The 25,540-nt window shown below is 45.5% G+C and carries 23 protein-coding genes and 1 pseudogene; 22 read left to right on the top strand and 2 right to left on the bottom strand.

Annotation, left to right across the window (positions count from 1 at the left end):
* The first annotated feature begins 271 nt into the window (after nucleotides 1-271).
* The 9 genes from BMY11_RS27680 (at nucleotide 272) to BMY11_RS27720 (ending at nucleotide 12,397) form a co-directional block, all read left to right on the top strand.
* A complete protein-coding gene (locus tag BMY11_RS27680; RefSeq protein ID WP_090583576.1) occupies nucleotides 272-1,288 on the top strand; it encodes an SDR family oxidoreductase in 1,017 nt (338 codons plus the stop codon).
* A 138-nt stretch (nucleotides 1,289-1,426) separates the two neighbouring features.
* Nucleotides 1,427-2,170 (top strand): histidine phosphatase family protein, encoded by a 744-nt coding sequence (locus BMY11_RS27685; protein ID WP_090583581.1) that lies wholly within the window; start codon nucleotides 1,427-1,429, stop codon nucleotides 2,168-2,170.
* 251 nt (nucleotides 2,171-2,421) lie between these two features.
* Nucleotides 2,422-3,267: a phytanoyl-CoA dioxygenase family protein gene (locus BMY11_RS27690; protein WP_090583582.1), complete on the top strand. Its 846-nt coding sequence runs from the start codon at nucleotides 2,422-2,424 to the stop codon at nucleotides 3,265-3,267.
* A gap of 756 nt (nucleotides 3,268-4,023) precedes the next feature.
* Nucleotides 4,024-6,249: an ABC transporter ATP-binding protein gene (locus tag BMY11_RS27695; protein ID WP_256217809.1), complete on the top strand. Its 2,226-nt coding sequence runs from the start codon at nucleotides 4,024-4,026 to the stop codon at nucleotides 6,247-6,249.
* The gene (locus tag BMY11_RS27700; RefSeq protein WP_090583584.1) at nucleotides 6,246-6,815 is read left to right on the top strand and encodes a DUF1854 domain-containing protein; all 570 of its coding nucleotides are present in this window, start codon (nucleotides 6,246-6,248) and stop codon (nucleotides 6,813-6,815) included. The genes BMY11_RS27695 and BMY11_RS27700 overlap by 4 nt, the downstream gene beginning before the upstream one ends.
* Before the next feature lie 37 nt (nucleotides 6,816-6,852).
* On the top strand, nucleotides 6,853-9,099 hold the full coding sequence (locus tag BMY11_RS27705) for an ABC transporter ATP-binding protein (protein ID WP_090583595.1): 2,247 nt from the start codon (nucleotides 6,853-6,855) through the stop codon (nucleotides 9,097-9,099).
* 447 nt (nucleotides 9,100-9,546) lie between these two features.
* Complete coding sequence (locus BMY11_RS27710) at nucleotides 9,547-10,293, top strand: carbon-nitrogen hydrolase family protein (RefSeq protein ID WP_090583596.1); 747 nt, start codon at nucleotides 9,547-9,549, stop codon at nucleotides 10,291-10,293.
* Between the two features lie 339 nt (nucleotides 10,294-10,632).
* On the top strand, nucleotides 10,633-11,295 hold the full coding sequence (locus tag BMY11_RS27715) for a hypothetical protein (RefSeq protein ID WP_177182857.1): 663 nt from the start codon (nucleotides 10,633-10,635) through the stop codon (nucleotides 11,293-11,295).
* A 538-nt stretch (nucleotides 11,296-11,833) separates the two neighbouring features.
* Nucleotides 11,834-12,397, top strand: coding sequence for a PH domain-containing protein (locus BMY11_RS27720; RefSeq protein WP_090583597.1), 564 nt, complete (start codon nucleotides 11,834-11,836; stop codon nucleotides 12,395-12,397).
* Between the two features lie 209 nt (nucleotides 12,398-12,606).
* Here the strand turns inward: BMY11_RS27720 and BMY11_RS27725 are convergent, their stop codons facing one another.
* Nucleotides 12,607-13,293, bottom strand: coding sequence for an ankyrin repeat domain-containing protein (locus BMY11_RS27725; protein ID WP_090583599.1), 687 nt, complete (start codon nucleotides 13,291-13,293; stop codon nucleotides 12,607-12,609).
* 215 nt (nucleotides 13,294-13,508) lie between these two features.
* Between BMY11_RS27725 and BMY11_RS27730 the strand changes: the two genes are divergently transcribed.
* The 8 genes and pseudogenes from BMY11_RS27730 to BMY11_RS29610 all read left to right on the top strand — a co-directional run.
* A complete protein-coding gene (locus BMY11_RS27730) occupies nucleotides 13,509-14,012 on the top strand; it encodes a hypothetical protein (RefSeq protein WP_090583600.1) in 504 nt (167 codons plus the stop codon).
* A gap of 97 nt (nucleotides 14,013-14,109) precedes the next feature.
* A complete protein-coding gene (locus BMY11_RS29565; RefSeq protein ID WP_256217810.1) occupies nucleotides 14,110-14,286 on the top strand; it encodes a DUF4184 family protein in 177 nt (58 codons plus the stop codon).
* Nucleotides 14,283-14,750, top strand: coding sequence for a DUF4184 family protein (locus tag BMY11_RS27735; protein WP_256217811.1), 468 nt, complete (start codon nucleotides 14,283-14,285; stop codon nucleotides 14,748-14,750). The genes BMY11_RS29565 and BMY11_RS27735 overlap by 4 nt, the downstream gene beginning before the upstream one ends.
* Nucleotides 14,751-14,894: 144 nt before the next feature.
* Nucleotides 14,895-16,517 (top strand): spore germination protein, encoded by a 1,623-nt coding sequence (locus tag BMY11_RS27740; protein WP_090583601.1) that lies wholly within the window; start codon nucleotides 14,895-14,897, stop codon nucleotides 16,515-16,517.
* A gap of 3 nt (nucleotides 16,518-16,520) precedes the next feature.
* Nucleotides 16,521-17,642, top strand: a complete 1,122-nt coding sequence (locus tag BMY11_RS27745; RefSeq protein WP_090583604.1) for a GerAB/ArcD/ProY family transporter — start codon at nucleotides 16,521-16,523, stop codon at nucleotides 17,640-17,642.
* Nucleotides 17,611-18,837 carry a Ger(x)C family spore germination protein gene (locus BMY11_RS27750; protein WP_256217812.1) on the top strand — a complete coding sequence of 409 codons (1,227 nt, stop codon included), beginning with the start codon at nucleotides 17,611-17,613 and terminating at the stop codon, nucleotides 18,835-18,837. The genes BMY11_RS27745 and BMY11_RS27750 overlap by 32 nt, the downstream gene beginning before the upstream one ends.
* A 12-nt stretch (nucleotides 18,838-18,849) precedes the next feature.
* Nucleotides 18,850-19,056 (top strand): CLC_0170 family protein, encoded by a 207-nt coding sequence (locus tag BMY11_RS27755; protein ID WP_090583605.1) that lies wholly within the window; start codon nucleotides 18,850-18,852, stop codon nucleotides 19,054-19,056.
* Between the two features lie 322 nt (nucleotides 19,057-19,378).
* Nucleotides 19,379-19,681 (top strand): annotated as a pseudogene (locus tag BMY11_RS29610) (CBO0543 family protein); the annotation flags it as partial.
* A 154-nt stretch (nucleotides 19,682-19,835) separates the two neighbouring features.
* Here the strand turns inward: BMY11_RS29610 and BMY11_RS27765 are convergent.
* A complete protein-coding gene (locus tag BMY11_RS27765; protein ID WP_090583614.1) occupies nucleotides 19,836-20,819 on the bottom strand; it encodes a hypothetical protein in 984 nt (327 codons plus the stop codon).
* A 196-nt stretch (nucleotides 20,820-21,015) separates the two neighbouring features.
* Here BMY11_RS27765 and BMY11_RS27770 point away from each other — a divergent pair, with 196 nt between their 5' ends.
* The 5 genes from BMY11_RS27770 to BMY11_RS27790 all read left to right on the top strand — a co-directional run bounded on the left by BMY11_RS27770 (nucleotide 21,016) and on the right by BMY11_RS27790 (nucleotide 25,048).
* On the top strand, nucleotides 21,016-21,516 hold the full coding sequence (locus BMY11_RS27770; protein ID WP_090583616.1) for a VanZ family protein: 501 nt from the start codon (nucleotides 21,016-21,018) through the stop codon (nucleotides 21,514-21,516).
* 532 nt (nucleotides 21,517-22,048) lie between these two features.
* Complete coding sequence (locus tag BMY11_RS27775; protein ID WP_090583619.1) at nucleotides 22,049-22,444, top strand: VOC family protein; 396 nt, start codon at nucleotides 22,049-22,051, stop codon at nucleotides 22,442-22,444.
* Nucleotides 22,445-22,718: 274 nt separating this feature from the next.
* Nucleotides 22,719-23,342 carry a hypothetical protein gene (locus BMY11_RS27780; RefSeq protein WP_090583621.1) on the top strand — a complete coding sequence of 208 codons (624 nt, stop codon included), beginning with the start codon at nucleotides 22,719-22,721 and terminating at the stop codon, nucleotides 23,340-23,342.
* A gap of 427 nt (nucleotides 23,343-23,769) precedes the next feature.
* Nucleotides 23,770-24,675 carry a glycoside hydrolase family protein gene (locus BMY11_RS27785; protein WP_090583623.1) on the top strand — a complete coding sequence of 302 codons (906 nt, stop codon included), beginning with the start codon at nucleotides 23,770-23,772 and terminating at the stop codon, nucleotides 24,673-24,675.
* A 61-nt stretch (nucleotides 24,676-24,736) separates the two neighbouring features.
* Nucleotides 24,737-25,048 (top strand): hypothetical protein, encoded by a 312-nt coding sequence (locus tag BMY11_RS27790; RefSeq protein ID WP_143069362.1) that lies wholly within the window; start codon nucleotides 24,737-24,739, stop codon nucleotides 25,046-25,048.
* Nucleotides 25,049-25,540 lie beyond the last annotated feature (492 nt).

Consider the following 25,540-nt stretch of genomic DNA (forward strand, 5'->3'; position numbering starts at 1 on the left):
GTAGAGTTGTGTTCATTCTTTTTGGACACCAAAAAAACTCCCCTTCAAGTAGCGGTTTATTTATTAAACCTGTCTACTTAAAGGGGAGCATATCATAATCCGGCAGCTTTTTTTTGTTGTTTGAAGAGAACAAGAACAAAACGTAGAACGAACTAACGGCAAGTTTTATTCCCTATAAAGGAGTAATGAATCCCAAAGAGAATAGTAGTAATGTCTAAATATGCACGCTAAGATCATGAGCTATACTTTCCATACTTTGCGGAGGTGTGATATGAAAGCGTTATTTATTGGAGGTACGGGAACGATTAGTTCGGCAATCACAAAGCAGTTATCGGATGAAGGATGTGAACTGTATCTCCTGAATCGAGGCAATCGAACCGAGAGCCTTCCGGCTAACGTAAATATCCTTCAAGCGGATATCAACGACGAAGATACAGTATCGCAGCTTATCAGTAACTTGAACTTTGATGTCGTGGCGGATTTTATCGCGTTTCATCCCGAGCAATTGGAGAGAGACTTCCGTTTGTTCCACGGTAAAACGAAGCAGTTTATTTTTATTAGTTCCGCTTCTGCTTACCAAAAACCTCTATCAGATTATCGCATTACAGAAAGCACTCCACTTTCTAATCCCTATTGGGAATATTCCAGAAACAAGATCGCTTGCGAAGAATTTTTGATGAAGAAATACCGTGATGAAGGGTTCCCTATTACTATCGTTAGACCAAGTCACACCTATGATGAACGGTCCATACCACTTGGCGTGCATGGGGGAAATGGAAGCTGGCAGGTAGCCAAACGCATGCTGGAAAACAAACCTGTTATTATCCATGGTGACGGAACTTCCCTTTGGACGATGACTCACAATAGCGATTTTGCAAAAGGCTTTATCGGTTTAATGGGTAATATTCATGCAATTGGGGAATCCGTTCACATTACCTCCGATGAAACGGTTACTTGGAATCAAGTCTACGGGGCAATAGCCGATGCTCTTGGCGTAAAGCTTCAAGCGGTCCATGTTTCATCTGAGTTTCTGGCGGCCTGCAGCAAACAGGATTATCGAGGTGGGTTGATTGGAGATAAGGCTAACTCCGTTGTCTTTGATAATTCTAAGCTGAAAAGACTAGTTCCCGGCTTTGCAGCAACAATACGCTTTGACCAAGGGATTAAGCGTACTGTGGATTACATACTAGCCCATTCTGAACATCAGAAGGAAGATAATGAATTCGATATTTGGTGCGATAAGGTGATTCATGTGTTGCAAAAGGCTGCAGCATCCATGTCAGAGTAGTTCCTTCAGCGAAGCGGATTAAAGCATGAACGGAATCATGCGGAGTGGATCGAAAAGACAACCGCTTACCAGACTGTTAGATGACCTTGTCTCCTAAGTAGATTACGCTCTTATCAAATAGGAGGTCTATGAATACGAATGTCGATGCGAATATATATAGTCAGACATGCCCAGCCTGCGGATCAAGAACCGAATTATCCCGGCCATCCGAACTCTCCGCTTGGTCAACGTGGACTAGCTCAGGCGGCATTTGCGGGGGAGCAATTTGCAAACTGGGGTCGCTTGGATGCGATCTACTCCAGTTCTTTACAGCGGGCGATGCAAACGGCGGAAGCGATTTACAAAAAGCAACCTGAGGTTCCTTGGCACGTGTGGCCAATCCTGTGTGAAACAGATCGTAGAGGCTGGCCAGCGATGCGTCAATTGGAGCTGGAAGGGACCTACACGGCCCACGTAGATAATGCAGCTGCAATAAGAGAGGCTCAAGGTGAGAATTATCCAAGGCTGTCGAAACTGGGAGACGTATATCAAGGGGCCCAGGCAAGCCAGATGTTTGATTGGCCGGACGTATGGCAGGGAAGATTGGAAGCAGACACACGGGAGAAAACCTATGAACGGGCTAGACTGTCGATAGAGGCTCTACGAAAGACATACGAAGGGGATGATGCCCGCATCGCCGTTGTTTGTCACGCTGCATTTGGTTCCGTCTTTCTCAACGTACTCATGGGATGCGAGCCGTGTGATCATAACCGCTTCGCCTTCTCGCATGCTTCAATTGCGCGGGTCGATGTTGAGGATGATGGAGCGGTAAGCCTTCAAATGGTTAACTATGTGGGCCATTTACCGCAGGATATGATTACTGAAGGTATTGAAGATTTGTAGATAATACTCAAGGAGTACTTTAATTCGATGATGCTTATGCACTTAGGAAACTTGACTGCGGGTATAACAGGACACTATAGTTCAATTGGAGAAGGAGCAGCAGCTCCTATTTTTCATTGAATTAACGGGCAGGATACTTCCAATAAATAACGAATATTACTCCTATAGACAGCTTACTATTGTTGTGTAAACACAATTAGGATCTTGGATATTTAGCAGGTGAAAGACAATCCAGGGAAGGAAGAGGAATCATGACAACAGTTATTTTGAAGGAAATACGTGAACAATTACTCACACAAGGGTATTGTATTATCCCCGATGTTCTCGATCCGTCAATCCTTCATAAACTTCGGCAAGTAACAGAAGGATTGCTTGCTCAACAATCGGCGGAGGAAATTAAACGACAGCGTTCCACGGGCAGTATGATAAGCATTAGTGTGGATCCTGTTTTTGCAGAATTAATTGCTTGGCCGAAAGCTTTAGAAGGATTGGCGTCTCTCGGGTATGCCGACCCCAGATTCACAAGCGGATATGTGATCAGCAAACCGTCACAAAGTCCCCGATTATTCTGGCATTATGACTATGCATGTTGGGATGATCCAAACGGGTTCGGCGATGTGCCCCAGCAATTATTTCTTATGTATTATCTGGTTGATACAACACCAGAAAACGGTTGTTTGCGTGTCATCCCTGGCTCACATCTTAAAGACAATCCGCTGCATGCTGAGCTGGAAGAAGCTCATTCGAGACAATTGGCTGAAGCAACCAATATGGAGCTGCCAGCATTCTCCCTGCGACCTGATGAAATAAATGTGGAAGTAAAAGCAGGTGATTTGGTCATCGGAGATTCCAGAATTTTGCATGCCTCACATTCCAATGAATCGAATGAACGCAGAACAGTAATTACGTTATGGTTCCATCCAGATATGCAAGCTTTAACTGAACCTGTTCAGGGATTTATTGCTGGGATGTCGACTAAAGTTCCTGAGGATTGGCCTCAGGCTGCAAAAGAAATGATGGCACCGTTATTGGCACGTTACGATGGGGAAGTAGAACCGTTGAAGTGGAATCGCCATCGTCCCGCAAGAGGTTGTTGAAAACTGATTACCAAGAAGCTGATAGAAGGATTCAACTAACGGAAAACGATAGCACAACAACAGCAGGCCGCCGGCAATGATATGCTCCCCTTTAAGTAGACAGGTTTAATAAATAAACCGCTACTTGAAGGGGAGTTTTTTTGGTGTCCCAAAAGAATGAACACAATTCCACGGAGGTTCAAGATTATCTCACAGGCCGCTATTCGCAATACGAAATTATTGATAAGTACAAAATCGCCAGACGCACTCAACTCAATGCGCCAAATAATTGATTACAAAATTTTCATCATACCCATCGCCCACACTGGAGCGAGGCACTAAATACTCCGGGTTTAAAATAATCGGCGAGGCTACCGTTTCAAGGGTATTGCTATCAGTCGCTCTAAGTGAAAAGCTTAAGGACACTCGGGTAACGGCAAATATTTTTCACCCCGGATGGGGCAGTTTGCAATCCGCAACTGCTCCATTTTCATTGCAAGTGATAGGATTGTCGGAATTACGAACTAGAGAAACTACTCAAGATACATGTATTAACCGCAAGCCCTGGAGCGGGATCGGGATCTGGGGCTTTTTAATTTGTGACAAATAATTGACAAAACAATCAGAGACTATTAAGATGATCTATGCCCGTTCAGTATCCCAGTTAATGGGATCGTTACCATTCTATTTTCGAAAGAGCTGATCACAATGCTACCAGAGGATTTAAAGCATGTTTTGAGGCAGCACGATACAGCAGAAGATGAGGTCGTATATAGCATGCTTTGCGATCGTACGACCGAAGGTGAGTTTCTGGATACGTATCTCGTCTTGACTGGTAAGCAGCTCTTCATTGCAACAAGCTTAGAAGAGCCCGCGCAAGAGAAAAATTACAAAGGGTTTGGGGGGCAAGCTGGTTCAAACTTCTCTCGTTCGAAGTCTAGAACTGCGGAAAGCTGGTCGATAGAGGCGATTGACATCGACAAAATTGAATCCGTTTTCATTGTGAATTTGGTTGCATCCGGAATGGTCGTTATTAAAGGCGAGGAACAACGCGCTATTGCCGCATTCACGAATGGCGAGATGGGGAGAGCCTCGAAGTTTGCATCCGCCTTAACGAAGCTGAAGAACCATGAATCGCTCGATGAGCTGCGCTTGAATGAGGATCGCGAACAAGGGACTTGTCCGAAATGCGGGATGGTTTATCCGGATGAAGGCAGGCAGATTTGTCCGAAATGCATGAAGAAGCATGCGATTTTCACCCGGCTGCTTTCTTTTGCAGGGCAGTACAAGAGATCGATTAGCTTAATCATCCTCTTCATGTTGTTGAATTCAGGAACCGGTCTTGTCATTCCTTATCTGCAAGGCTCCGTGCTTATTGATCAAGGGTTGGGCGGGAAAGGGACATTCGCTCATCAAATCGGTTGGATCGTGACGCTCATCATCGGATTTCGAACCTTGTCGCTCTTGTTCGGCGTGCTGTACGGCGTCATCAATGCGAAGATGTCGGCGAATATTGCGTTCGATCTGAAAACGAGCGTATTCTCCGCCATGCAGCGGCTGTCCCTCAGTTTCTTCCAGCGCAAACAGACAGGCCAGCTCATGACCCGGGTAAACAACGACGCGACAGAGCTGCAATATTTCTTCGTCGACGGGATGTCCTACTTTATTGTTAATGCCATGAATATAATAGGAATTACAACGATTCTGCTGGTGCTCGACTGGAAACTGACGCTGCTCTGCTTTATTCCGCTGCCGATTGTAGTCGTTCTGATTCGACAATCTTTTCCGAGACTGTGGCGGTTGTCCTGGAGAAGGCATCGGACGATCAGTCGGATGAATGCGATTATCAGCGACACCATCCGAGGCACGCGGGTCGTCAAGGCGTTCGGGAAAGAACAGAAGGAAATCGATCGTTTCCATACGTCCAATATGGCTTACTCTAATGCGGATCAAACGTTCAATAAGTTTGGCGGCACCATGTTTCCGGTACTGAATATTTTGACGCAAACCGGTGGCGTTCTGATCTGGTCGTTCGGCGGTTGGATGGTCATGGGCGGGAGCATCTCGTTCGGCAAGGTGCTGACCTTCGTCAGCTACATGCATATGCTCTATGGACCGATTCAGTTCATGAACAATATAGTAGGCTGGTGGTCGTACTGTATGGCGGCTGCGCAGCGTATCTTTGAAATTCAGGATTCGGTACCGGATGTTACAGAGAAGCCGAATGCGGTTCACCTGGATCGCATCAATGGCGACATTGAAGTATCGGGCATCGTGTTCGGGTACGAGCCGAATAAAGCCATTCTCAAACAAGTGTCGATGCGTGCGCAGCGCGGGCAAATGATCGGCGTTGTCGGTCACTCCGGAGCGGGGAAATCGACGCTGGTCAATCTGATTTCGCGCTTGTACGATGTTTCCGAAGGCGAAATCCGAATCGACGGAATCAATATCAAGGATTTATCCTTTGCATCGCTTCGGAATAACATTGGGATCGTTTCACAAGATGTCTATGTGTTCTCGGGCAGCATTGCAGAGAACATCGCTTATGCGAATCCGGAATGCAGCGTTGATGATATTATCTATGCGGCGCGTATCGCGCATGCGCATGATTTTATCGAGAAGCTTCCAGATGGCTACGATACGATTGTCGGCACCGGCGGGCATAATCTCTCCGGAGGTGAGAAGCAGCGGCTCTCCATCGCGCGTGCAGTATTACATAATCCGCGTATCCTCATCTTGGATGAAGCGACGGCTTCGCTGGATACCGAGACGGAGCTGCATATCCAAGCGGCGCTTGATTCCCTGATCAAAGGCAGAACGACGATTGCCATTGCACACCGATTATCGACGCTCCGTAATGCGGATTATCTCATCGTCATGGATAACGGTAAAGTGGTGGAGAACGGGACGCATGAGGAGCTCATGAACCACGAAGGTGCATACTTCAGCCTCGTGAAGAAACATGACGAGGCGCTCAAAATGAATGAGGTGATTTCGGCATGACGAATCAAACGGCGGTTTCTGCGAATGAAGTGGACAAAGAAGCAGTGAAGGCAAAGGCAACCTCCGATCTGTCAGATGCGGCGAATATCAAATACTTAACGCATGATAACGCGGTATTCACAAGAACCGAAGGTCAAATGCTCGTCGTCAAAGTGGATGACGAGGAGCATGCAGGCGTATATGTGCATTGCTCCTTCCCGCATACGAACAGAAGCATCTATCTGTCGGTTCGGACAATTGAGAATAAGGAGATTGGCATGATCCGCTCGCTGGATGAATTTCCGGAGGAAATGGCGAAGCTTCTGGAAGAGCAGGTGCGTATCCGTTATTTTGCCCCTGAGATTACGAAGGTGGTCCGAGTTAAAGAAGAATTCGGCTATGCGTACTGGGAGGCGGAGACGACGGCAGGCATATGCCGGTTCACGGTGCGCGGCGGGGGAGGCAACACGAAGCTGATCACCGCGACCCGATTGCTGATCACGGATGTCGACGGCAATCGATTCGTCATCCCTGACCTCAGCAGCTTAAGCGACAAAGAATACCGGATGGTTGAAATGTGCATGTAAGCCAGGTTAGCGCTTGCTAAAAGGGGAGAAGGCTGAAATGAATCTCAATTTCGAGCTTGCGGAGCAGGATCTCGTCGCTGCAAGGCAAGCAGTCGGGCAGACCGTTCTTTATTGCGTGCCTGCCGACTTATCGCTGACTGGACGCAGGATGTCCGGGTTTCTGGTCATCGGGGAAGAGAAATGGGCGTATATCGAGCATGGACGCGTCCTCGAACAACAAGAAATAGCAGATGCAACCAAATATAAAATTCTTCCGCTCATCGGCAATGCGGTGCTAGAAGCCGAGGTTGGCGGGACCAAACGAATTATTGTCCGCGTCACGATGCAGCATGCAGCCCGGTACGGCTTCATCGCTAAAATTCTGAACGACATGTCGGCGAAGAAGCAGATTCGAATCTTCAACAACGAAGAGGAAGCGGTCTGCGCAACATGCGGGGGCCCACTTATTCGAGGCACGCGCGTATGCCCGAGATGCATGAACAAATCAGCAGCGCTCAAACGGCTGTTCGCTGTTTCTCGCTCACACTGGAAGAAGCTTGCACTAGGTCTCCTCGTATTATTTGTTACCTCGGGGATTACGCTCGCAGGTCCGTATTTTCAGAAGCTGCTGGTCAACTCCGCCCTGCAGCCCGCAGATGGTCTAAGTGCTGATAAAGCGATGTTCTACCTGGGTATTGCGGGGATGCTGGCTGTGTTGGTCTTCGGAGAGCTGTTGAACATTTCGAAGAATCGCATTATGGCCGGCGTGAGCTCAGGGATCGCGGCAGATTTGCGGAAGATGGTGTTCGACAAAACGCAGCAGCTGTCGCTCGGATTTCTGACATCGCAGCGAGCCGGGGATATTATGAACCGGGTCACCTCCGATACGGACCGAATCCGGCAGTTGATCCAAGAATTATGTACGACAGCCCTATTCCAGCTCATTATGCTCGTTTGCGCCAGCTATCTGCTTTTTCATGCGGATTGGCGTCTCGCCATCGTTGTTCTTATTCCGGCTCCTATTGTGGCCTACCTCCATCGCTATATTTGGAAAACGGTGCTATGGAAGCTCTTCCACAAGCAGTGGCGCGTATTCGATAAAGCAAATTCGTTCTTGCATGATGTGCTGAGCGGTATTCGAGTCGTGAAGGCGTTCGGCAAAGAAGACCGAGAAATCAAAAAATTCCGCGCGTACAATAGCGAGTTTGCAGCTGCAACAGTGAACAGCGAGAAGCTGTTCAGCATCCTGTCTCCAATTACGAATTATCTCATTGAGCTGGGGCAATATTTTGTGCTGTTGATCGGATGCGGCATGATTCTCGACAAGCAGATGAATATCGGCGAACTCATTCAATTCAGCTCGTATGCATCTATGATTTTCGGACCAATTGCTTGGCTAATGTTCCTCCCAAGGTGGGTAGCCAATGCCGTAATTTCCATTGATCGCGTATTCTCGGTGATCGACGAGCAGCCGGAGGTCATGGATTCAGAAAGCAGCGGAAAGCACGAGATTCAGGGTCATCTGTCGTTCCGCAATGTCATCTTCGGCTATAAGACCTACGAACCAGTACTTAAGGAAGTGAGCTTCGAGGTTAAGCAAGGGGAGATGATCGGGCTAGTCGGTCATTCGGGCTCCGGCAAATCGACACTCATTAATCTCATTTCTCGATTCTATGATGTAACGGATGGTGAAGTTCTCATTGATGGCGTCGATATTCGGACGATCAAGCAGGAAGAACTCCGATCCCAAATTGGCGTCGTGCTGCAGGAGACATTCCTATTCACGGGTACCATCATGGAGAATATCCGCTACGCGAAACCCGATGCGACCTATGAGGAAATCATCCAGGCAGCGCGGGTCGCGAATGCACATCCATTTATCGTGAATTTTCCGGACGGGTATGACACCATGCTCGATGAGAACGGCAATAACTTATCCGGTGGCGAGCGGCAGCGACTCGCGATCGCGAGGGCGGTACTGAATAATCCGCGTATTCTAATTCTGGATGAAGCAACGGCTTCGCTCGATATCGATACGGAAACAGCGATTCAAGAAGCGCTGCAGCGAGTGACGAAGAACCGGACGACAATTGCAATCGCGCATCGCTTGTCCACACTACGGCATGCCGACCGCCTGATTGTGCTAGAGAAGGGTGAAGTTGCTGAAGTTGGCAGTCACTCGGAGCTGCTCGCGAAGAAAGGCATTTATTATAACCTGATAAATGCGCAGCGCAATATGACAAAGAAACAGGATCAACAAGAGCCTGGGAAGAATGAGCCTGAATCGGTGGAAATCACAGCTTAATGTCAACGAAAACGAAGCGGCCCCCAATTTCCATCACGGATTGTGGGCTATTCGTTTTTGAAGCAGGTAGTTTAACTATTAATGTCGGACGACAAGAACTTCAATACAAAGCTGCATCAAAAGCCGCGTTCTACGCGGTTTTTTATTTTTTATGGATCACATTTTAATGTCCCAAAATTCGGCTTTCGTTACATGTTCGTAATGGAGCTGGTACCGTTGTGAAATTCGACCAAAAAACGTTTGGCTGCCTTCATTGAGCTATACGAACGGGCAGAATCGTTGAAGATCGGATTAATTGGTGACTTTGACACAGAAGTTGTAGCACGTGTCGCTATACCTCAAGCTATTCAGATAGTTTCGTCACTTGGCGAATTATTTGGTATTATAACGTTGGATATTTGAAACGGTTCATATTTCCGAGCACATCATCAATGGAGGTAATTTCAGATGAAAATAGCTATAGCTCAAATGAGGCCCCAAAAGGGTAACATCTTGCAGAATATCGAAAAACACAAAGCACTTATCTCTCTTGCAGTATCTGGCCAAGCAAATGCAATCTTTTTCCCAGAGCTATCTGTGACGGGCTATGAACCAGAACTTGCAAAGGACTTAGCGACAGACAAATATGATCGCAGATTTGATGATTTCCAGCACATTAGCGATAAACATCTTATTACCATCGGGGTTGGTGTACCGATGAAATCCATCTCAGGAATTCTTATCAGCATGATAATCTTTCAACCGAATCGATCCAGGCAAACGTATTCGAAGCAAAAATTACATGTCGATGAATTCCCATACTTTGTTGGTGGCCGTGAACAGGTTTTGTTAACTCTTGATGATATAAAGATTGCTCCTGCCATTTGCTATGAATCTCTGCAAATAGAACATGCAGAACAAGCAAATGAGCTGGGGGCAGACGTTTATCTTGCGAGCGTAGCTAAGTCTCAAAACGGAATCAGCAAAGCAACGAGTCATTACCCGCACTTGGCAAAAACATATTCAATGTCGGTTTTGATGGCGAATTGTATTGGGCCTTGTGACAATTTTGAGAGTGTTGGGCAAACAGCAGTATGGAATAATCAAGGCAATATAGTTGATCAGCTTAATGACACAGAAGAAGGAATTCTCATTTACGATGTAACAACGAAAACAATCATGAAGAAACAATATTTAGATGTGTCCGACAACTAACCGATTTATTTGGATACCCGGATGCTTAAGTATAGATTGTTGGTACCTCCTTAGATCATTACGCTAACGGAGAATGTTAGTTCAATACATACTTATGACGAAGCTGCCTGTACAATCGGTGGCTTCAGTATTTTAACGGGAAGATTAACGCAACTAAATCCACCCAGTCACCGTCATAACATTTGCAGGGGGGATTGTTTTGAAAAAGGATAGTTTGCGTACTGCTTACGCTGCTGTATGGCTATCGGGACTCGAAATACATAAGTCTATAAAATGAGAAACATTATTTAAAGATCGCAAGTTCTATATTTCAAAATAAGCAAAACGGAGTGAACAAGGTTGGGTAAATTGTTTATCATTATCTCCACCATTGCTATCTTGTTGGCAGGATGCTTAGAAGATTCAAAGCCTGACGAGCAAAACATAGCAAAAGAGCCGCCGTTTGGTTCAAAAGCGGAATTCGCTGAAGGGGATTTTGTCTATCGCATCGTGTCCGAAAAGCCGGTATATGCAGAAGGCGAGCGAGTAGAGGTCTACGCGGAGTTGGAGTACGTCGGGGATGAGCCAGAAATCGAGATCGCCCATTCCGCTTCGCCGTTCTCTTTCCCAATGAAAGAAACAATAAGAGGATATGATCTCCTCTATATGATGAATCAGCCTCGTATTGTTACCCATCTAAAAAAAGGTGTGCCTCTTAAGGAGCCTTTTAAGGGTGCAGGAGGTTACGGATCACAAGATCCAAAGGATTACGTTGATTTCATGAAAAACGTGGCGGAAGCATCCAAAAAGGGCTCGCTGCCTTTGGGGGAGTACCATGTGTTTGGATCGGCTGATTTCGAACCGATATACGACTCGGAGGGGAGCCAAGATAACGAGCGCCTTAGCTTAAAAGCTGAGATCGAGTTCATCGTGGGAAAACCTGAAAATATCGACAGCCTCAATCCGCTTCTGTATGAGGAAACAATTGGAGAATTAAAGTATGAGATTCGGTTAAGCAATTAGCGCCTGAACAAACCGTTGAACAAACCTTCATATTCGTTCCGAAGTATTATGGTAAATCTGGTCTGGAGCCTGCAATTCCTGGCACGTACGATGTACAGGTCTCGCTCCCTACAGAAGGTATCCAAGTTACGGAAGATTATCAACCAAAGCTAATACATGCACGCCAGAATGCGAAGGTCTCGATAATACTCTACTAAAGTGATGCTTTGCGGAGGTAATAAATGAAGAATCAGTTAAAAAGTAAAGTTATTGTTGTTTTGATAATAATAACTTGTTGTACCACCTTACTTTTATTTTGGTGGTTATTTCATATTCTGAATGCTCCAATGATTCCGTAATCGATTGCTTATTAAACTAACTTTATTACGCTACCGGGCACGTTAGCTCAACACACACCTATGACGAAGCTGCCGGCACGATCGGCGGCTTTATTACGTTAACGGGCAGCAGGATAGTCAAACATTTTCGCGAATACTCCAAGATGATTTTTTTTCGAAGATCGGAAATATGACATTATGATGGAATGAATGGGTGAAAAATGAGAGATGAAATATTAAAAAATTATTTCTATAAAGATGGAAGCCTTCGAGATATTTATATACTACAAACCCATTATTTTGATTGGCATTTGTTATTGGACTATTTTAAATCACACCCTTACTTTGAAATATTTATTTTAAGAGATGGAGAAGAAGTACTCGAGAGACTAAGTATTAAAGAGATATTAAACCTTAAAAATGACTTTTCAATGTCCATTAATATCGTATATAAAGGTATTTCTATATTCGGCTATTTCTATGAGTCTGACAATATCGAATTTGACATAACACCTAAAGAAATTATAAGTCTTGAAGAAGTAAATACAGTAATTCAGTTTATGAAAGAGGAGATAGACTTAACCGAGACTGCTCTCATCAATCCGTTACAGACCTATGAAAAAGATGGGATGACTGTACCTGAGTTAAGGGAAATCGTCATATATTTATTTGCATTAGCGAACGAAGAATTTAAAATGCTATACCATACATACTTTAGCGATTTCGCTAAACGTACTCAAGGAGACCAACTCGCCATTAGCAGACAATTGCCAAAAAATAACTGAAGGGCTTGTGCAATCTCAATGAATGAAAGATATAGTTTTTGTCGGGTGACATAAACAGCTGCACACTTTTACATAATACACTGCATTTTAATGTCCAAAAATTCGGCTTTCATTACATATTCGTAAAGGAGCTGGTGGCAAAAGCTTGCGCATGACTTTCCCCTTTTGATACATCCAAACCAATGACAGGATTCATTTAAAACCTCTGATTACTGCGCTTCAAATAGACGTAGTGCTTTTGTCCTCTTGTTAAGCTCCGCCAATGCTTTCGGTGAAATTCCGTGTTTGTTGGCTAGATTGCAATCTGCCCCGAACTGCAGCAGCATTTCAATTTGGTCCATTTTATATTTTCGTTCTATCGCTTGATGAAGGGCGGTATTGCCATCAGAATCGGCATGGTCAACATTTGTACCGTTCTTTAAGAACCATTCTGATATCTCGAATTTTTTCCAATTGAACGCTGCGCGAAATGCTGCATCCTCAATTTCTGCTCCGTGTTCTTTAAAGCGATTGGCCGCTTTAACATCGTTATACCATGCGATCGCAAACATACAGTCATTTGGGTTTGCACCTTCGTTCAGCAGATAGGTGTAAAGCTTCTCGTTTCTTCCTCGTGTATACGCGTACCAGAGTGGGGAAGCGTAGAAGAACCCGCACCTGTCATCCGGAATTCGTTGAACGCCGTTTAAGTCCATGCCGCTTAATAAGAGCAGCTTTACAATTTGAAGACTCGCATCCACCTTCCGCAGATCATCTGAGATATCCAGTCCGCACACGAAATGGAGTGCATTCTTGCCATCTTCCTCCGACCATTGCAGCCACTTTGGCTCTTTTTGAAGCAGCTCTTTGATGACCGCAACATCTAAGGCTTTCACCGCTCGAATGTATTTGTTCATGATCCACTATAACTCCTTTATAGAACATGTTTTGTTCACACCTACATTTATTCACGGTTCACTCCCATAAATCCTTTAGATAGAAGGCAAGTAATTGGCTGAATCTGTGATCAGTGACTTATTGAATAGAGTTACAAGGATATCTATTCAACAAACAAATAGATTCAGTAGGTCTTCAATATTGTTTGCCTTTTCTCCTCAATTCTAAAGAAGTCATGTGGGACCCAGAAATTTTTGTTCCGATTAAAGCCGTTGCTCTTTATTACGGAAACAATATAGAGTGGATCAATAAGAGTAAGACCCTAACAGTCAAACCCAATGTTAAATATGATATACCACCTATCGTTGAATATGTTGAACTCGATAATTTGACTGTACTCCATGAATTTTCAATAGATTTAAACAAGGATGGAATTAACGATGAAATAAGGATAATCACAAGTCATTACGAGAATAATCCAGCCTACTTCACTGCACCTGTATATTTAGAATATCGAATTGATCCTAATAAAGAGTTTCAACGGATAGCATTGGATGTAGATCCCATTGATTTGACTAAAGACAATTTCAAGATTCGCATTGGAGATTTAGACGCCAATAATATTGTTGAAATTGGTTACTCCATAGACTATCCTCAGCCAGAGCACGTTGAAAGATGGCAAAAAGCGGAGAGTTTGAACCAATACAAAATAATTCGAATTATAAGGAAAGTCGTTTGAGTCACTCAATAAACGGAAAATGAGAACTCAATATGGGAAATTACGCTAACCATCAACGAATTTCGTCTAATGGAAAAAAGGAGGTAAGCACTAACCGATGCCCTTTACCTTTGCGCACCCGGCCTACGCTCTACCCTTAAAATTTATCAATCCACGTTACCTTAGCGCAACCGGCCTTGTGCTGGGGAGCATGGCGCCTGATTTTGAATATTTCCTCACTTTGGAGCCCCATCAAACGATCGGTCATTCATTCTCGGGTTTGTTCGTTAGGTGATACCGCTATGTATCCTGTTCGCCTACCTTTTTCATACTTTTGTTAAGGAATCACTCGTCCTACATTTGCCATCCATCTATGGTTTGAATCGGAGGGCGTACAACCTATTATGTACATGGAGTCTAAGGACGCTTCATGACTGGATTGTCTACTTCGTGTCTGTCTCCGTCGGCTTCCTCTCACATATAGCGGTCGACGCCTTCACACATGAGGAAGGTTATATGGTTCAGCAGATCTCAATGCTGCAATCTATCGTCATTTTGGAGCTGCCCGTTTATAAAATTTTACAGCACAGTCTGTCGATGATCGGTATTGCGGTTATCATCGCACAAATAGGAGTCGCGCTTTACAAAACAGTCGTAGCCCCAATCACCGGCTTCTGTGCAGGGATACTCCTCGCCTCGTTGCCTTTCTGGAGCCGTTCCAGCGGGGGGGACGAGCCGTCTCCCCATTCAGATGATTAGGATGAGTGAACCAAAAAGCGGCGGTGCAGGTCATGAGAACCTGTACCGCCGCTTTTTTTTGCCCGGTATTATAATAGATTGCTCACATTAGGGTAAATTACTACTATTATCCAATGGATTAGCGAGAGTAGGCAGCGGAAATCGATGAAGAACGCACCTGGCAAAAGTAAATCAAGATTCATTACAAAAGCGACTGACCCAATATTAGACGCTTCATTAGATATCGGCTTAAAGGGCAGTCTGGAAGACACAGTCGAAGCCATACAGGGCATCATGAAGGATGACGGCGATTTTATCGTGCGCCGCTTCCATCTATTTGGACGCTATGATGCGGTATTGTTCTTCTATAGCACGATGTCAGACCTCGCGACGATTAACAATCATATCCTAAAGCCGCTTATGCATTTGCCTATCTACTTGGAAGGCAGAAGCATTGAGCTGCAAGGATTACGCGATCTTGTGACCGATGACGTCCTTTATCATAGCGGCATCGAATCGGAATCCAAGCTATCCGGGCTTATCTCGTGCATCCTGCGAGGTGACACCGCAATGGTCATTGAAGGATTGGAAGAAGCGTTCTCGATCAGCACAAGCAGCATCGAGAAACGAGCGGTCGATCAGCCGGCTACTGAGCAGGTCATTCGTGGGCCCCGTGAAGGCTTTATCGAAATGCTGGAGAAAAATATCGCACTGATCCGCTACCGCCTCCAAACACCGGAGCTTCGCATTCATTCCCTGGAGCTCGGCCGCAGAAGCCGCTCAAAGGTGTCGGTATGTTATCTAGATGGGGTTACAAACGCCGAGCTTGTGACCGAAGTGAAACGACGACTTTCTATGATCGATATCGATGCTGTACTGGATTCTGGTTACCTGGAGCAATTTATCGAGGATAACCACGTAACCCCGTTTCCGCAGGTGCAGTACACAGAGCGTCCGGACAAGGTCGTCGCGAATTTGCTGGAGGGCAGGGTAGCGATCCTCGTGAATGGATCGCCGCTTGCGCTCATCGTGCCTACTGTGTTCAGCCAGTTCTATCAGACGATCGAGGACTACACGGAACGGTTTCTGCTCATGAGCGCCATTCGGCTGGCGAGATTAGTGGCGCTCGTTTTCTCGCTCGTTTTCCCTGCAATCTACGTCTCCATCATTTCATTCAATCCAGAGCTGATTCCGACGGAATTTGCGGTGGCGGTGGCCGGCGGCAGAGCCGGCGTTCCTTTCCCGGCCGTAGTTGAGGTACTGATCATCGAGATCTCGATGGAAGTATTGAGGGAAGCGACGATCCGGTTGCCGCAGCAGGTTGGCGGCGCGCTGTCGATCGTCGGTGTACTTGTTGTCGGTCAGGCTGCGGTCGCGGCCGGCTTCGCAAGCCCGATCACGGTCGTCATTATTGCGCTGACCACGATTGGTTCATTCGCAACGCCTGCCTATAATGCCGCACTTGCACTGCGGCTGCTGCGTTTCCCACTCATTATCATGGCGGGTATATTCGGTCTGTACGGCGTCGTGATTGGACTCATCCTCATTGCCAATCACCTACTGTCCTTAAAGTCATTTGGGGTTCCTTACTTGAGTCCGCTTATTCCAGGCAACTTCAAGGGGATGAGGGATCTGGTCATCCGAAGTCCGTTGAAATGGATGACGGATCGGCCCGCCTCCTTGCATACGCAGGACAAGAAACGGGTCTCCACCGGCAGTTCAGCCGAGGAGCAGCCTAAGAATGTGCTTGATCCAAGTGAAATCGATCCTTCTAAGGAGGAGCAGTAAGGCATGGAGAACACCCGTCCCATTACAACGATTCAGTCGGCTGCTATTCTGGTCAGCACCATCATCGGAGTTGGCGTGCTTCCGCTGCCCTTGTTTGCCGTCCGTGCGGGCGATTCAGGAGCGCCGCTCGTTACTTTTCTGGGGGCGCTTGTGGGTTTTATCGGACTGGCATTGATTAGCATGCTGGGGATGCGGTTTCCCCAAAAGTCCATTGTTGAGTACAGCGAAGATATTATCGGCAGATGGCTGGCGATTATCGGCAGTTTGGCGATCATTGGTTTCTTCTCTATTCTGACATCGCTTGCTGCACGTGAATTCGGCGAGGTTGTCGTCACCTCTGTCCTTAAGAATACGCCGCTGGAGGTTACCGTCATTGTCATGCTGCTGCTTGCTGCGGTTTCTACGCGAAACAATTTGGTGACCTTCTCCTATATTCATTTATTCTATTTCCCATTTCTCCTCGGCCCGGCCTTGCTCATAGTTGCGCTTTCTTTGAAGAATGCGGATGTAATTAATCTTCAGCCGATTTGGGGGAATAGCCAAGCCCATATGCCTCACGGGATTCTGACTGTCGCTTCCTTGTTTCAAGGCTCATTCGTGATGACGATCATTATCCCCGCCATGCAAAAGCCTAGCAAATCGATGAAGGCAAGCCTCGTAGCGATGCTTATCGCGGGTGGCTTGTATGTCATCATCGTTGTTGCTGCCGTAGGCGTCTTTGGCTCCGAAGAAATTAAGAATTTGTTGTGGCCAACGCTTGAGTTAGCCAAAGCGACTTCACTGCCGGCCAACATCCTTGAACGTATGGATGCGGCGTTTCTGGCGGTTTGGGTAACCGCGGTGTTTACAACGTTGTTCTCCAGTTATTATTTGACCATGCGATTCATCAGCAAACTGTTTCGTCTAAAAGACCACAACATGTTCTCCTTCTTCTTGCTTCCGTTCATTTTCATCATGGCGGTGCTTCCTCAAAATATTTTGCAAATGTACGGGATCATTGAGGATGTCGGGCGGATCGGCTTATTCATTACAATCGGATATCCGGCAATTCTGTTCATCATCTCACTCATTCGCGGAAAGAGAGGCGATAGCGTTGAAGCAGAGCCTGTGGATAAGACCGGTTAAGCTCTCGCTTGTCATGGCGCTGATTGTGCCCATGCTGAGCGGCTGCTGGGATCGACTTGAAATTGAGGAACGTGCCGTCGTGTTAGGGATATCGATTGATGAGGTCGGTCAAGTATCAAAGGAGGAGCAAGAATCGCAGGTCATCGAGACAGCGCCTAAGACAGATATGGTCCGGGTAACGGTCCAAATCGCACTCCCCGGCCGGATCCCGCTTGGCCCGGGAGATAGCAGCGGCAGCAGCGGTGCCGGCACGCAGGATACACTCTGGGTTCTGGATTCCGTGGGGCATTCCGTCGATGATGCAATTATGAACTTGCAACAGCAGCTTTCAAGCAAGCTGTTCTTCGGCCATTTGCGCGTCATTGTCGTATCAGAGCACGTGGCAAGAAGAGGACTGGAGAACGTCAATGATTTCTTCCACCGCAATTCGGAAGTAAGGCGTATGGCGTGGCTGATGATTACGAAAGGCAGCGCGAAGGCATTAATGAAGGCAGCACCTAAGCTGGAACGAGTGCCGACGTTATATTTAATAGCGACATTGGATGAAGGGATTAGAATGGGGAAATTCCCGACCGACTATATCGGCAATTTCTGGAGCAACTCGGTGAAGCTGGGGGAGGAGGGTTACCTGCCTTATGTGGCTATCCGAAAGGAACAGAACGTTCAAATTACCGGATTAGCTTACTTTAAAGGTAATAAAATGGTAGGAACGACAACCGCGACCGAAATCGGGGCCTTTATGGGGGTTAAAGGTATGAATCCCGCAGGCTATCGCATCTTTGTCGATCTTGGCGGACCGATGAAGAATGTAATGACATCGACCACGCACCGGGACAAAAAAATAAGCGTGAGCATCGTGAGCGGACGCCCTAGATTTACGATTTTTATTGCCCTCGAGATTAACGTGGAAGAGAAATTAAGCGATGCAGTCACTATTCGGCATGGAAGGATCTTAAAGCAGATCGAACAAGACGAGAAGGAGAAGGCGATCAAGATCTATAAGCGATTGATCGAGCAGACACAGGAGGATGGCTCTGATATTTTCGGCTTTGGCGAATATGTTCGTGCGAAGAAGCCGGGGTTTTGGAATTCGCAGGTCCGCACGAAGGAACGCTGGCAAGAGATGTACAAGGAAGCCTCCTTCGATCTTTTCGTCAACATCAATGTCAGACGGGTTGGTATGAAATCAACATAAGGGGTGGTCCGCTTGATCAGTGGAAGCTATGTCGCTGTCAGTTTCATCAGCTACTCTATCCCACTGTTTCTCCTTACCGGCTATTTGATTCTGCAATTTGATATTAAGGAATATCGATTCAAGAAGATGGAGAAGGAGCGTAAGCTGTCCAAGGTACTGGGATGGACGAATCTCGGGTTAGGGACTGCTTTGCTCATTATGGATTATTTTATTTTGTAAGCGGCAATGCAAATCGCCCGCCGTGATGCATGTATGCATTACGGCGGGCGATGAATAGAAAACTTGATGTTTAATTTCTAAGTTCTGCAAAGGTGGGGAATAATGGATTTTAACAACTTACATGAATGAGGAAGTTAAAATGACAATAGATCGTATAATCCTTATATCCATATGGGTAGTGAGCACAGTACTTATGGTTATAGCTACGCCGAGAAATAGAATACGTGAAGCCATGGTTATATTTATGTTTAAGCAGGTATTAACTTGGATGCTAGGCATCATTGTCGTTGAGTATAAATTACTTGAATAACCTGTACGGGAATTTCCCTATGCAGTTCGGAGCAGTTTTTCGTTTGAGTATTATATATACCCAGCAATTTGCGTTGTTTTTAATCTAAAATTCCCTAAACGGTGGAGCCATAAGCTACTTTGGTATCTGTTCTTTCCAAGTTGGATGACGGTATTGGAAGTAACTTTAGAGAAATACACCAACCTTATACGATATATCCATTGGACTTGGTGCTTGACCTGGATTACGTTGCTAGTTACATTTTATATATCTCGTGCGTACTATCTTTGGTTTATAAAGCAAATAACAGGTGGCACGAATACGAAGCTAAACTAACTCGCCCTTCGAGGGGGCTAACGGATCAACCGAATTGTCAGCAGCATACGGCGGCGTATACGCAAATGATTTGGGATCACGGGCATCCAATGACTTACGATTTAGTTTTCTCACGAATGCTCGCTTATTCGCAGGATTTCACCCTTGCCAGAATCTAAATAAACGGACGCCGGTCTAAAATTTTTAGCAGTACACGTTCCGAATTAATCTGCTCAGGCATTGCCGATTGCACGAGGGCTAGCGCACATACTGTCCCGCATAGTGAATGCAAATCCTCGAACAATTCATCTTCCGGCCCGGAGGAAAGCACCTCAATGTTGAACAACAGATGAGTGCCGATCGTATGAATCATGGAACGCAGATCGGTTTCCCTATACCGGGTTTGCGCAGCAGCTGTCAGTAATGTATACAGGACATCCAGCTCTACAAAGGATAATTCGCCAGAGACAAGTGGAATCTGGTCTGCTGCGTGTAAAGCAAGACATGTATCGATCCATTGGTTCGGGTAACGCATAGGTCGATTGCGGTAGTTCAGATTGAATAAATAGTGGAAAGAGCTGGCTAAATGATGAAAGAGAGGTGCTCCTCCTTGTATAGCTCCTTTTCGCCAAAAGCCGGTTTCAGGGTCCGTCTCTTGATGAAGCCAGTCAAAATACCACTGCTCCCACTCATAATCAACCTCACCGGCGAGAACCATCGCCGCGTAAATGCCAGAACCTTTATGTGATTCTCCCCACGGTTGATGCACCCAATCGAGGTCTTCCATCCAAGCTTCAAGACCTGTAAGGCTTTTCGTAGGATGCAGAGCCGTCAGAGGATAAAGCGGCTTGCTGTCCAACAACTCCAAAGCCGAGAGGGCATAAGCCGTCCCGTGAACGGGATGATGTCCTATCCCCGGGAAAAGCCCGCTTTCCGACTGTTGAAAGCTTTGCAGAGAATTCACTAGAACTCTATGCTCGTGGCAGCCTATTTGAGGAAGTTGGTCCAGCGTATATAGCAGAATGATCGCATCTGCCGTTCCGTACATATCTGCTGCGGGAGGACTTGAGAACTTTTGACGATAGCCTCCTGGCGGGTCAGCTTTGTGAGCTTCAATAGAACGGATTACTTTTTGTATAAAAGGATAGATATTCGTCATGTATGGCAGGCCTCACTTTATACGGAATTGATTTCATTCTAGTTCAATTGATCGGCGGCAGATATCAGTTCAATTAGAAATACACTTTCACTGGCGTAACCACGAACGGGCAGAATAACGCAACTTCCAACCGTTGGAAAGAGTATACCATAGTAGAATATGTGTTACACCTCAGCCGTTTAGAAAGGAGTTCGACATGTCTTCAATCTTTAAAATCATTAAAGTAAAGTATATTTTTACTGTTTATCTCATTGGCGTAGTTAACTTTGTAATCATTAAATATTTTGGCGACACACAAACCGTTATTAACAGAATCGAAAACGTGAAAGAACAAAAAGCTCAAGGCTTCTGGAATTTACAACTGATACCTTTTAGGACGATCAGTTCATCAATAGATTCAATGTCTCGGTTTGGAATCGACCATCCTGCGACAGTCGCTTTAATTGCGAATATCATCTTATTTGTCCCAATGGGTTTTTTGGTTCCGTTCGTTATTAGAAAAAAGTCGTTTTTAAAAACGATGGGAACCTCTCTAGCAATCATTGTAGCGATTGAAATGATTCAGTATGTAACCAATTTAGGAGCAACGGATATTGATGATGTGATTCTGAATATGACAGGTAGCCTGATTGGTTATATACTTTTCGTGATCTCGCTAGCATTGAATAGGAAAATGGATCTAGAAATTCAGCCTTAAAGCTAACGGAGAACTATAGCTCAATAAACTTCAACGAGGCTGCTGGCAAATGAAGGGCCTGTTGACTAAATATTAATAAAGGCAAGGTTTTACAGAACCATGTAGAAATTTCTAGCAGCAAATAGAGCTTCAAAAGCTACAAGGCGAGAAAATACACGAAAAAAGAAGGCGTGAAAGCGTCTTCTTTTTTTACTTGCGAAGCAAACGTATGTTTGGTATTATTGTGGTAAAAAATGGAGGGGCGATAGAGTTGGTTTGAAATCGCTTACCTAGGCGCGCCGTATGAAGATGTGAAAAGTAACAATTTCGAACAAGAGCCGCAAATGACAAAAGAGCAAGCGTTAGAGCTTTTTCAAACTTCCTATGATCACATCTTAGAGGTTCTCAAAATCATGAAAAAAAATCCGGAAAGACGGAGAACGATAGCGCAACAAGGAACAGGCAGGATAGCAATATCGTTCCTCGAATACTCTATGGAATGGATAGAATCCGAATCGTTTTGTGAAAAAATACAAAAGGGGGTCGAATGCGTATGGCGACAGAAAACTGGGCGAATAAAATTACCGAAATCACATTGTTTGTAAAGGAATTGCATAGGTCGAAGGCATTCTACCAAGAGACGTTCAATCTTGCGATCTTCTATGAAGATGAAGTCTGCGCGGTGTTCGATTATGGCAATACATGCATCAATCTGTTAAAACAATCGCAAGCCAGGGAATTGATTGAGCCCGCGCAGGTTGGGCGCGGCAGTGAGGGGGCGCGGTTTCAGTTCACAATTCAAGTGCCGGACGTTGACCGGGTATGCGAAGAGCTGGAAATGCGAGGAGTTCAGTTATTGAATGGACCGATAACACGTCCTTGGGGGCGCAGAACTGCTTGTTTTGCCGATCCAGATGGGCACGTGTGGGAGATTGCACAGGTTCTGTAATAAATTGGAATTAACGAGGGGCGTTAGATGCACCTTGCAGTTTGCCGGCGGCAGCTGCTCCACTTTTCGTTACTCTAAAGGACACGATAGTATAAAAAACAGGCTGCCGGTCATCATCTTCGGCAGCCTATTCCGCTAACGGGCAGTAATGCGGAATCTTCGTCGTCGTGTAAGTTTTTCATCATAAAAATAACCTTAGATTGGTTGAAGTTTATGATGTGCATGATCGTCTATAATTTTAGAAATCATGTTGCAAAAAGGATGGTGTCGGTTTTTGACTAAGTTGCCTGTTCTATTTCTTATCGCCATTATTTCATTAAGTGGTTGCACCAATAAGAATGAAGATAATTTTCAGTCTCAACCGATTCAAGCCGCGGTGAGTCCAACAACAAGTCAACCTACAAACACGCCAATTCAAACCCCTGAACAAACTCCATTGCCAATGCCGTTACCTTCTCAGAACCAAACGGCGTCATCTTCTTCTGCTGATTCAAACTCCATTGTGTATACGAATAAACAATACGGTTTTCAATTTTCTTTACCCGATAGCTGGAGAGACTATACTATTCATAAAACAAATTGGCAAGGATATGTCCCTGACGAAAATTCCGCAAACGATAAAACTGAGACAGGTCCAATCATTTCAATTCGAGATCCTCGTTGGACCCAGCAGACACCAAGGCAGGATATTCCCATTATGGTGCTTACAAAGGCTCAGTGGACTTCGATTCAACAGGAAAAGTTATTCATTGGCGCTGCCCCGATTGGACCGAGCCTGCTTGGTCAAAACGAAAAATATGTTTTTGTACTTCCTGCACGTTACAACTTTTCCTTCCCGCCTGGATACGAGGAAGTGGATAAGATATTACAAAACTACCCACTTAAAGCTTTTAATTAGGAGATCGTACTCGGCAAACGACTACGATTGAGCAACGAGTACGTTAAGTGGGATTGAGCTAACGGGTACCAATACTACAATAAAGCAACAGCCTGCAGTTTGTCATCGAGCTGAAAGAAACGTCGAACGAATGAGATCTCGAATTTGAAGAACGCCTTGCTAAGTCAGCAGGGCGTTCTTACTTTGTATGGAAATCTACAGTTTCACCTGGATTTCATCGATAAACGTCTATGCGCTGCTGGCTGGATCAACGGTTACTTTGACGTATCTTACTGTGACAGAGAGCCCCCTTGTTCATGGCAGGATTTCTTATAGATGGAGGAAAAGTACCACCACTAGGGAATATCCATAATTAGATTATTTTTCCCGATCCTGTATGTGCGCATAAAATAAAGAGTAAGTTTGGAATGAAAGGGAGGATGAAACAATGAGTTATGGGGATGAAAAAGCAATCTGGGTCAAATTCGAAGGCAATCCGGTACTAGGCGGACAGCTCGGCACTTGTTTCGATCTTGCGGTGCTGAAGGATGGAGGTTTGTACCGCATGTACTTCTCATGGCGCCCTAAACAATCGGTCGCCATGTCTGAGAGTCAGGATGGTATAAATTGGAGCGAGCCCGTTATTTTGATCGAGCCTCGAGAGGAGAGCGGCTGGGAAGAAGAAATCAATCGACCTGTCGTATTGAAGAAGGACGGTCATTATTTGATGTGGTACACGGGTCAGATCAGGCCTGGCCAAGAGCATGGACATTCATGGATCGGCTATGCGAAGAGCGAAGATGGGTACCATTGGTCCCGCTTAGACAAGCCGGTGCTCTCCTTCGACGAGCCGTGGGAGAAGAGCGCCGTCATGTGTTCGCATGTCATCTGGGTTGAGGAGGAAGAGCAATTCCGGATGTGGTATTCGGGCGGCGAGCAGTATGAACCTGACGCAATCGGATACGCGACCAGTAAGGACGGCGTAAGCTGGAACAAGCATAAGGCCAATCCGGTATTCCGCGCGGACCCTACAAGCCGCTGGGAGCAGCAGAAAGTCACTGCGTGCCAGGTTGTCAAACATGGCACATGGTATGTCATGTTCTATATTGGTTTCGAAGATGTGAATACGGCTCGCATCGGAATCGCCCGTTCGCGTGACGGCATCAGCAATTGGGAGCGGCTTCCGGCCAATCCGATTCTATCGCCTGGGGCTGGGGAGTGGGATGGGGAGGCGTGCTACAAGCCCTTTGCAATTTATGAAGACGAATGTTGGCAACTTTGGTATAACGGTAGGAACGGCCATGTTGAACAAATTGGTACGGCTTTCCACGACGGCGAGGATTTGGGATTTTAGGAGGAGACATCGCGCTAACGCAAAATTGCTTAGGAAAATATTAGGTAGAGGAATGAGATCGGTGCCGTTGCAAGCAACTATCTTTTTAATTTCCCTTAGTTTGTTCATTGGAATTGCGAAGCTTATTGAAGCCACTGTTATATCAAAGAAAACTAGAGATCGTTTAAATATCATTGCAGTTACTTTGTTTGTCCTAGTTCTACTGGGAAGTTATGTTTTTAAAGAGATACACAAAGCGGAGGAGTCAGGAATATCAGAAGTTGTTAGTGATGTAACTGATATCATAATATATTTTGGGTTTTTGTTTATTTTTCTACGCTTTAAAGAGCCGATAAAAGAATTAGTTAATACAATAATCAAGAAATATAAATAGTGTTGTGGTAACCGGGTAATATTAGCGAAACAAATAACAGGCTGCCTGCATAATTGGCGGCCATGAACCATTTTTTCCAGTCGAATTCCACGAATGATTCGCCTCCTTTCAGTCTGTTCCCATGATAACACGCATTCACTGACAGATATGGTCACTGAAAATTCTGATAATAGTTGGCTAGCTCCAATACTAGCTCAACCATAGGCGCGATCATCGAGCTATTCAATCGTTAACCGAATTAGGACAAGAACTTGCAATGTTACCCGCAGTTGAAATACCTTCTCAGTGTGTGAAAGTCTTTTTAGCAGTTTCTCTGATATACTTCACAGGGAAGAACCAAGGATGGTATGGAAAAGTTCTCGGGATACGAGTCCTATGACAGAACCGTTACGCTAATGGGCAGCATTCCTATTATGAAGAAATACGAGGTTTGAGAAATAAAAAGACTCCTTGGTATGATGTTAATGGGGTCCACGACGCTGGCCGGCTGAC

It is taken from the genome of Paenibacillus sp. OV219 (assembly GCF_900110075.1).
Classification (GTDB): Bacteria; Bacillota; Bacilli; order Paenibacillales; family Paenibacillaceae; genus Paenibacillus_Z.

What these genes read in the sequence shown, in the direction of transcription:
- BMY11_RS27680 (WP_090583576.1), top strand. Translation starts at nt 272, where the DNA reads ATGAAAGCGTTATTTATTGGAGGTACGGGAACGATTAGTTCGGCAATC.
- BMY11_RS27685 (WP_090583581.1), top strand. Translation starts at nt 1,427, where the DNA reads ATGTCGATGCGAATATATATAGTCAGACATGCCCAGCCTGCGGATCAA.
- BMY11_RS27690 (WP_090583582.1), top strand. Translation starts at nt 2,422, where the DNA reads ATGACAACAGTTATTTTGAAGGAAATACGTGAACAATTACTCACACAA.
- BMY11_RS27695 (WP_256217809.1), top strand. Translation starts at nt 4,024, where the DNA reads ATGCTTTGCGATCGTACGACCGAAGGTGAGTTTCTGGATACGTATCTC.
- BMY11_RS27700 (WP_090583584.1), top strand. Translation starts at nt 6,246, where the DNA reads ATGACGAATCAAACGGCGGTTTCTGCGAATGAAGTGGACAAAGAAGCA.
- BMY11_RS27705 (WP_090583595.1), top strand. Translation starts at nt 6,853, where the DNA reads ATGAATCTCAATTTCGAGCTTGCGGAGCAGGATCTCGTCGCTGCAAGG.
- BMY11_RS27710 (WP_090583596.1), top strand. Translation starts at nt 9,547, where the DNA reads ATGAAAATAGCTATAGCTCAAATGAGGCCCCAAAAGGGTAACATCTTG.
- BMY11_RS27720 (WP_090583597.1), top strand. Translation starts at nt 11,834, where the DNA reads ATGAGAGATGAAATATTAAAAAATTATTTCTATAAAGATGGAAGCCTT.
- BMY11_RS27725 (WP_090583599.1), bottom strand. Translation starts at nt 13,293, where the DNA reads ATGAACAAATACATTCGAGCGGTGAAAGCCTTAGATGTTGCGGTCATC.
- BMY11_RS27730 (WP_090583600.1), top strand. Translation starts at nt 13,509, where the DNA reads ATGTGGGACCCAGAAATTTTTGTTCCGATTAAAGCCGTTGCTCTTTAT.
- BMY11_RS29565 (WP_256217810.1), top strand. Translation starts at nt 14,110, where the DNA reads ATGCCCTTTACCTTTGCGCACCCGGCCTACGCTCTACCCTTAAAATTT.
- BMY11_RS27740 (WP_090583601.1), top strand. Translation starts at nt 14,895, where the DNA reads ATGAAGAACGCACCTGGCAAAAGTAAATCAAGATTCATTACAAAAGCG.
- BMY11_RS27745 (WP_090583604.1), top strand. Translation starts at nt 16,521, where the DNA reads ATGGAGAACACCCGTCCCATTACAACGATTCAGTCGGCTGCTATTCTG.
- BMY11_RS27765 (WP_090583614.1), bottom strand. Translation starts at nt 20,819, where the DNA reads ATGACGAATATCTATCCTTTTATACAAAAAGTAATCCGTTCTATTGAA.
- BMY11_RS27770 (WP_090583616.1), top strand. Translation starts at nt 21,016, where the DNA reads ATGTCTTCAATCTTTAAAATCATTAAAGTAAAGTATATTTTTACTGTT.
- BMY11_RS27775 (WP_090583619.1), top strand. Translation starts at nt 22,049, where the DNA reads ATGGCGACAGAAAACTGGGCGAATAAAATTACCGAAATCACATTGTTT.
- BMY11_RS27785 (WP_090583623.1), top strand. Translation starts at nt 23,770, where the DNA reads ATGAGTTATGGGGATGAAAAAGCAATCTGGGTCAAATTCGAAGGCAAT.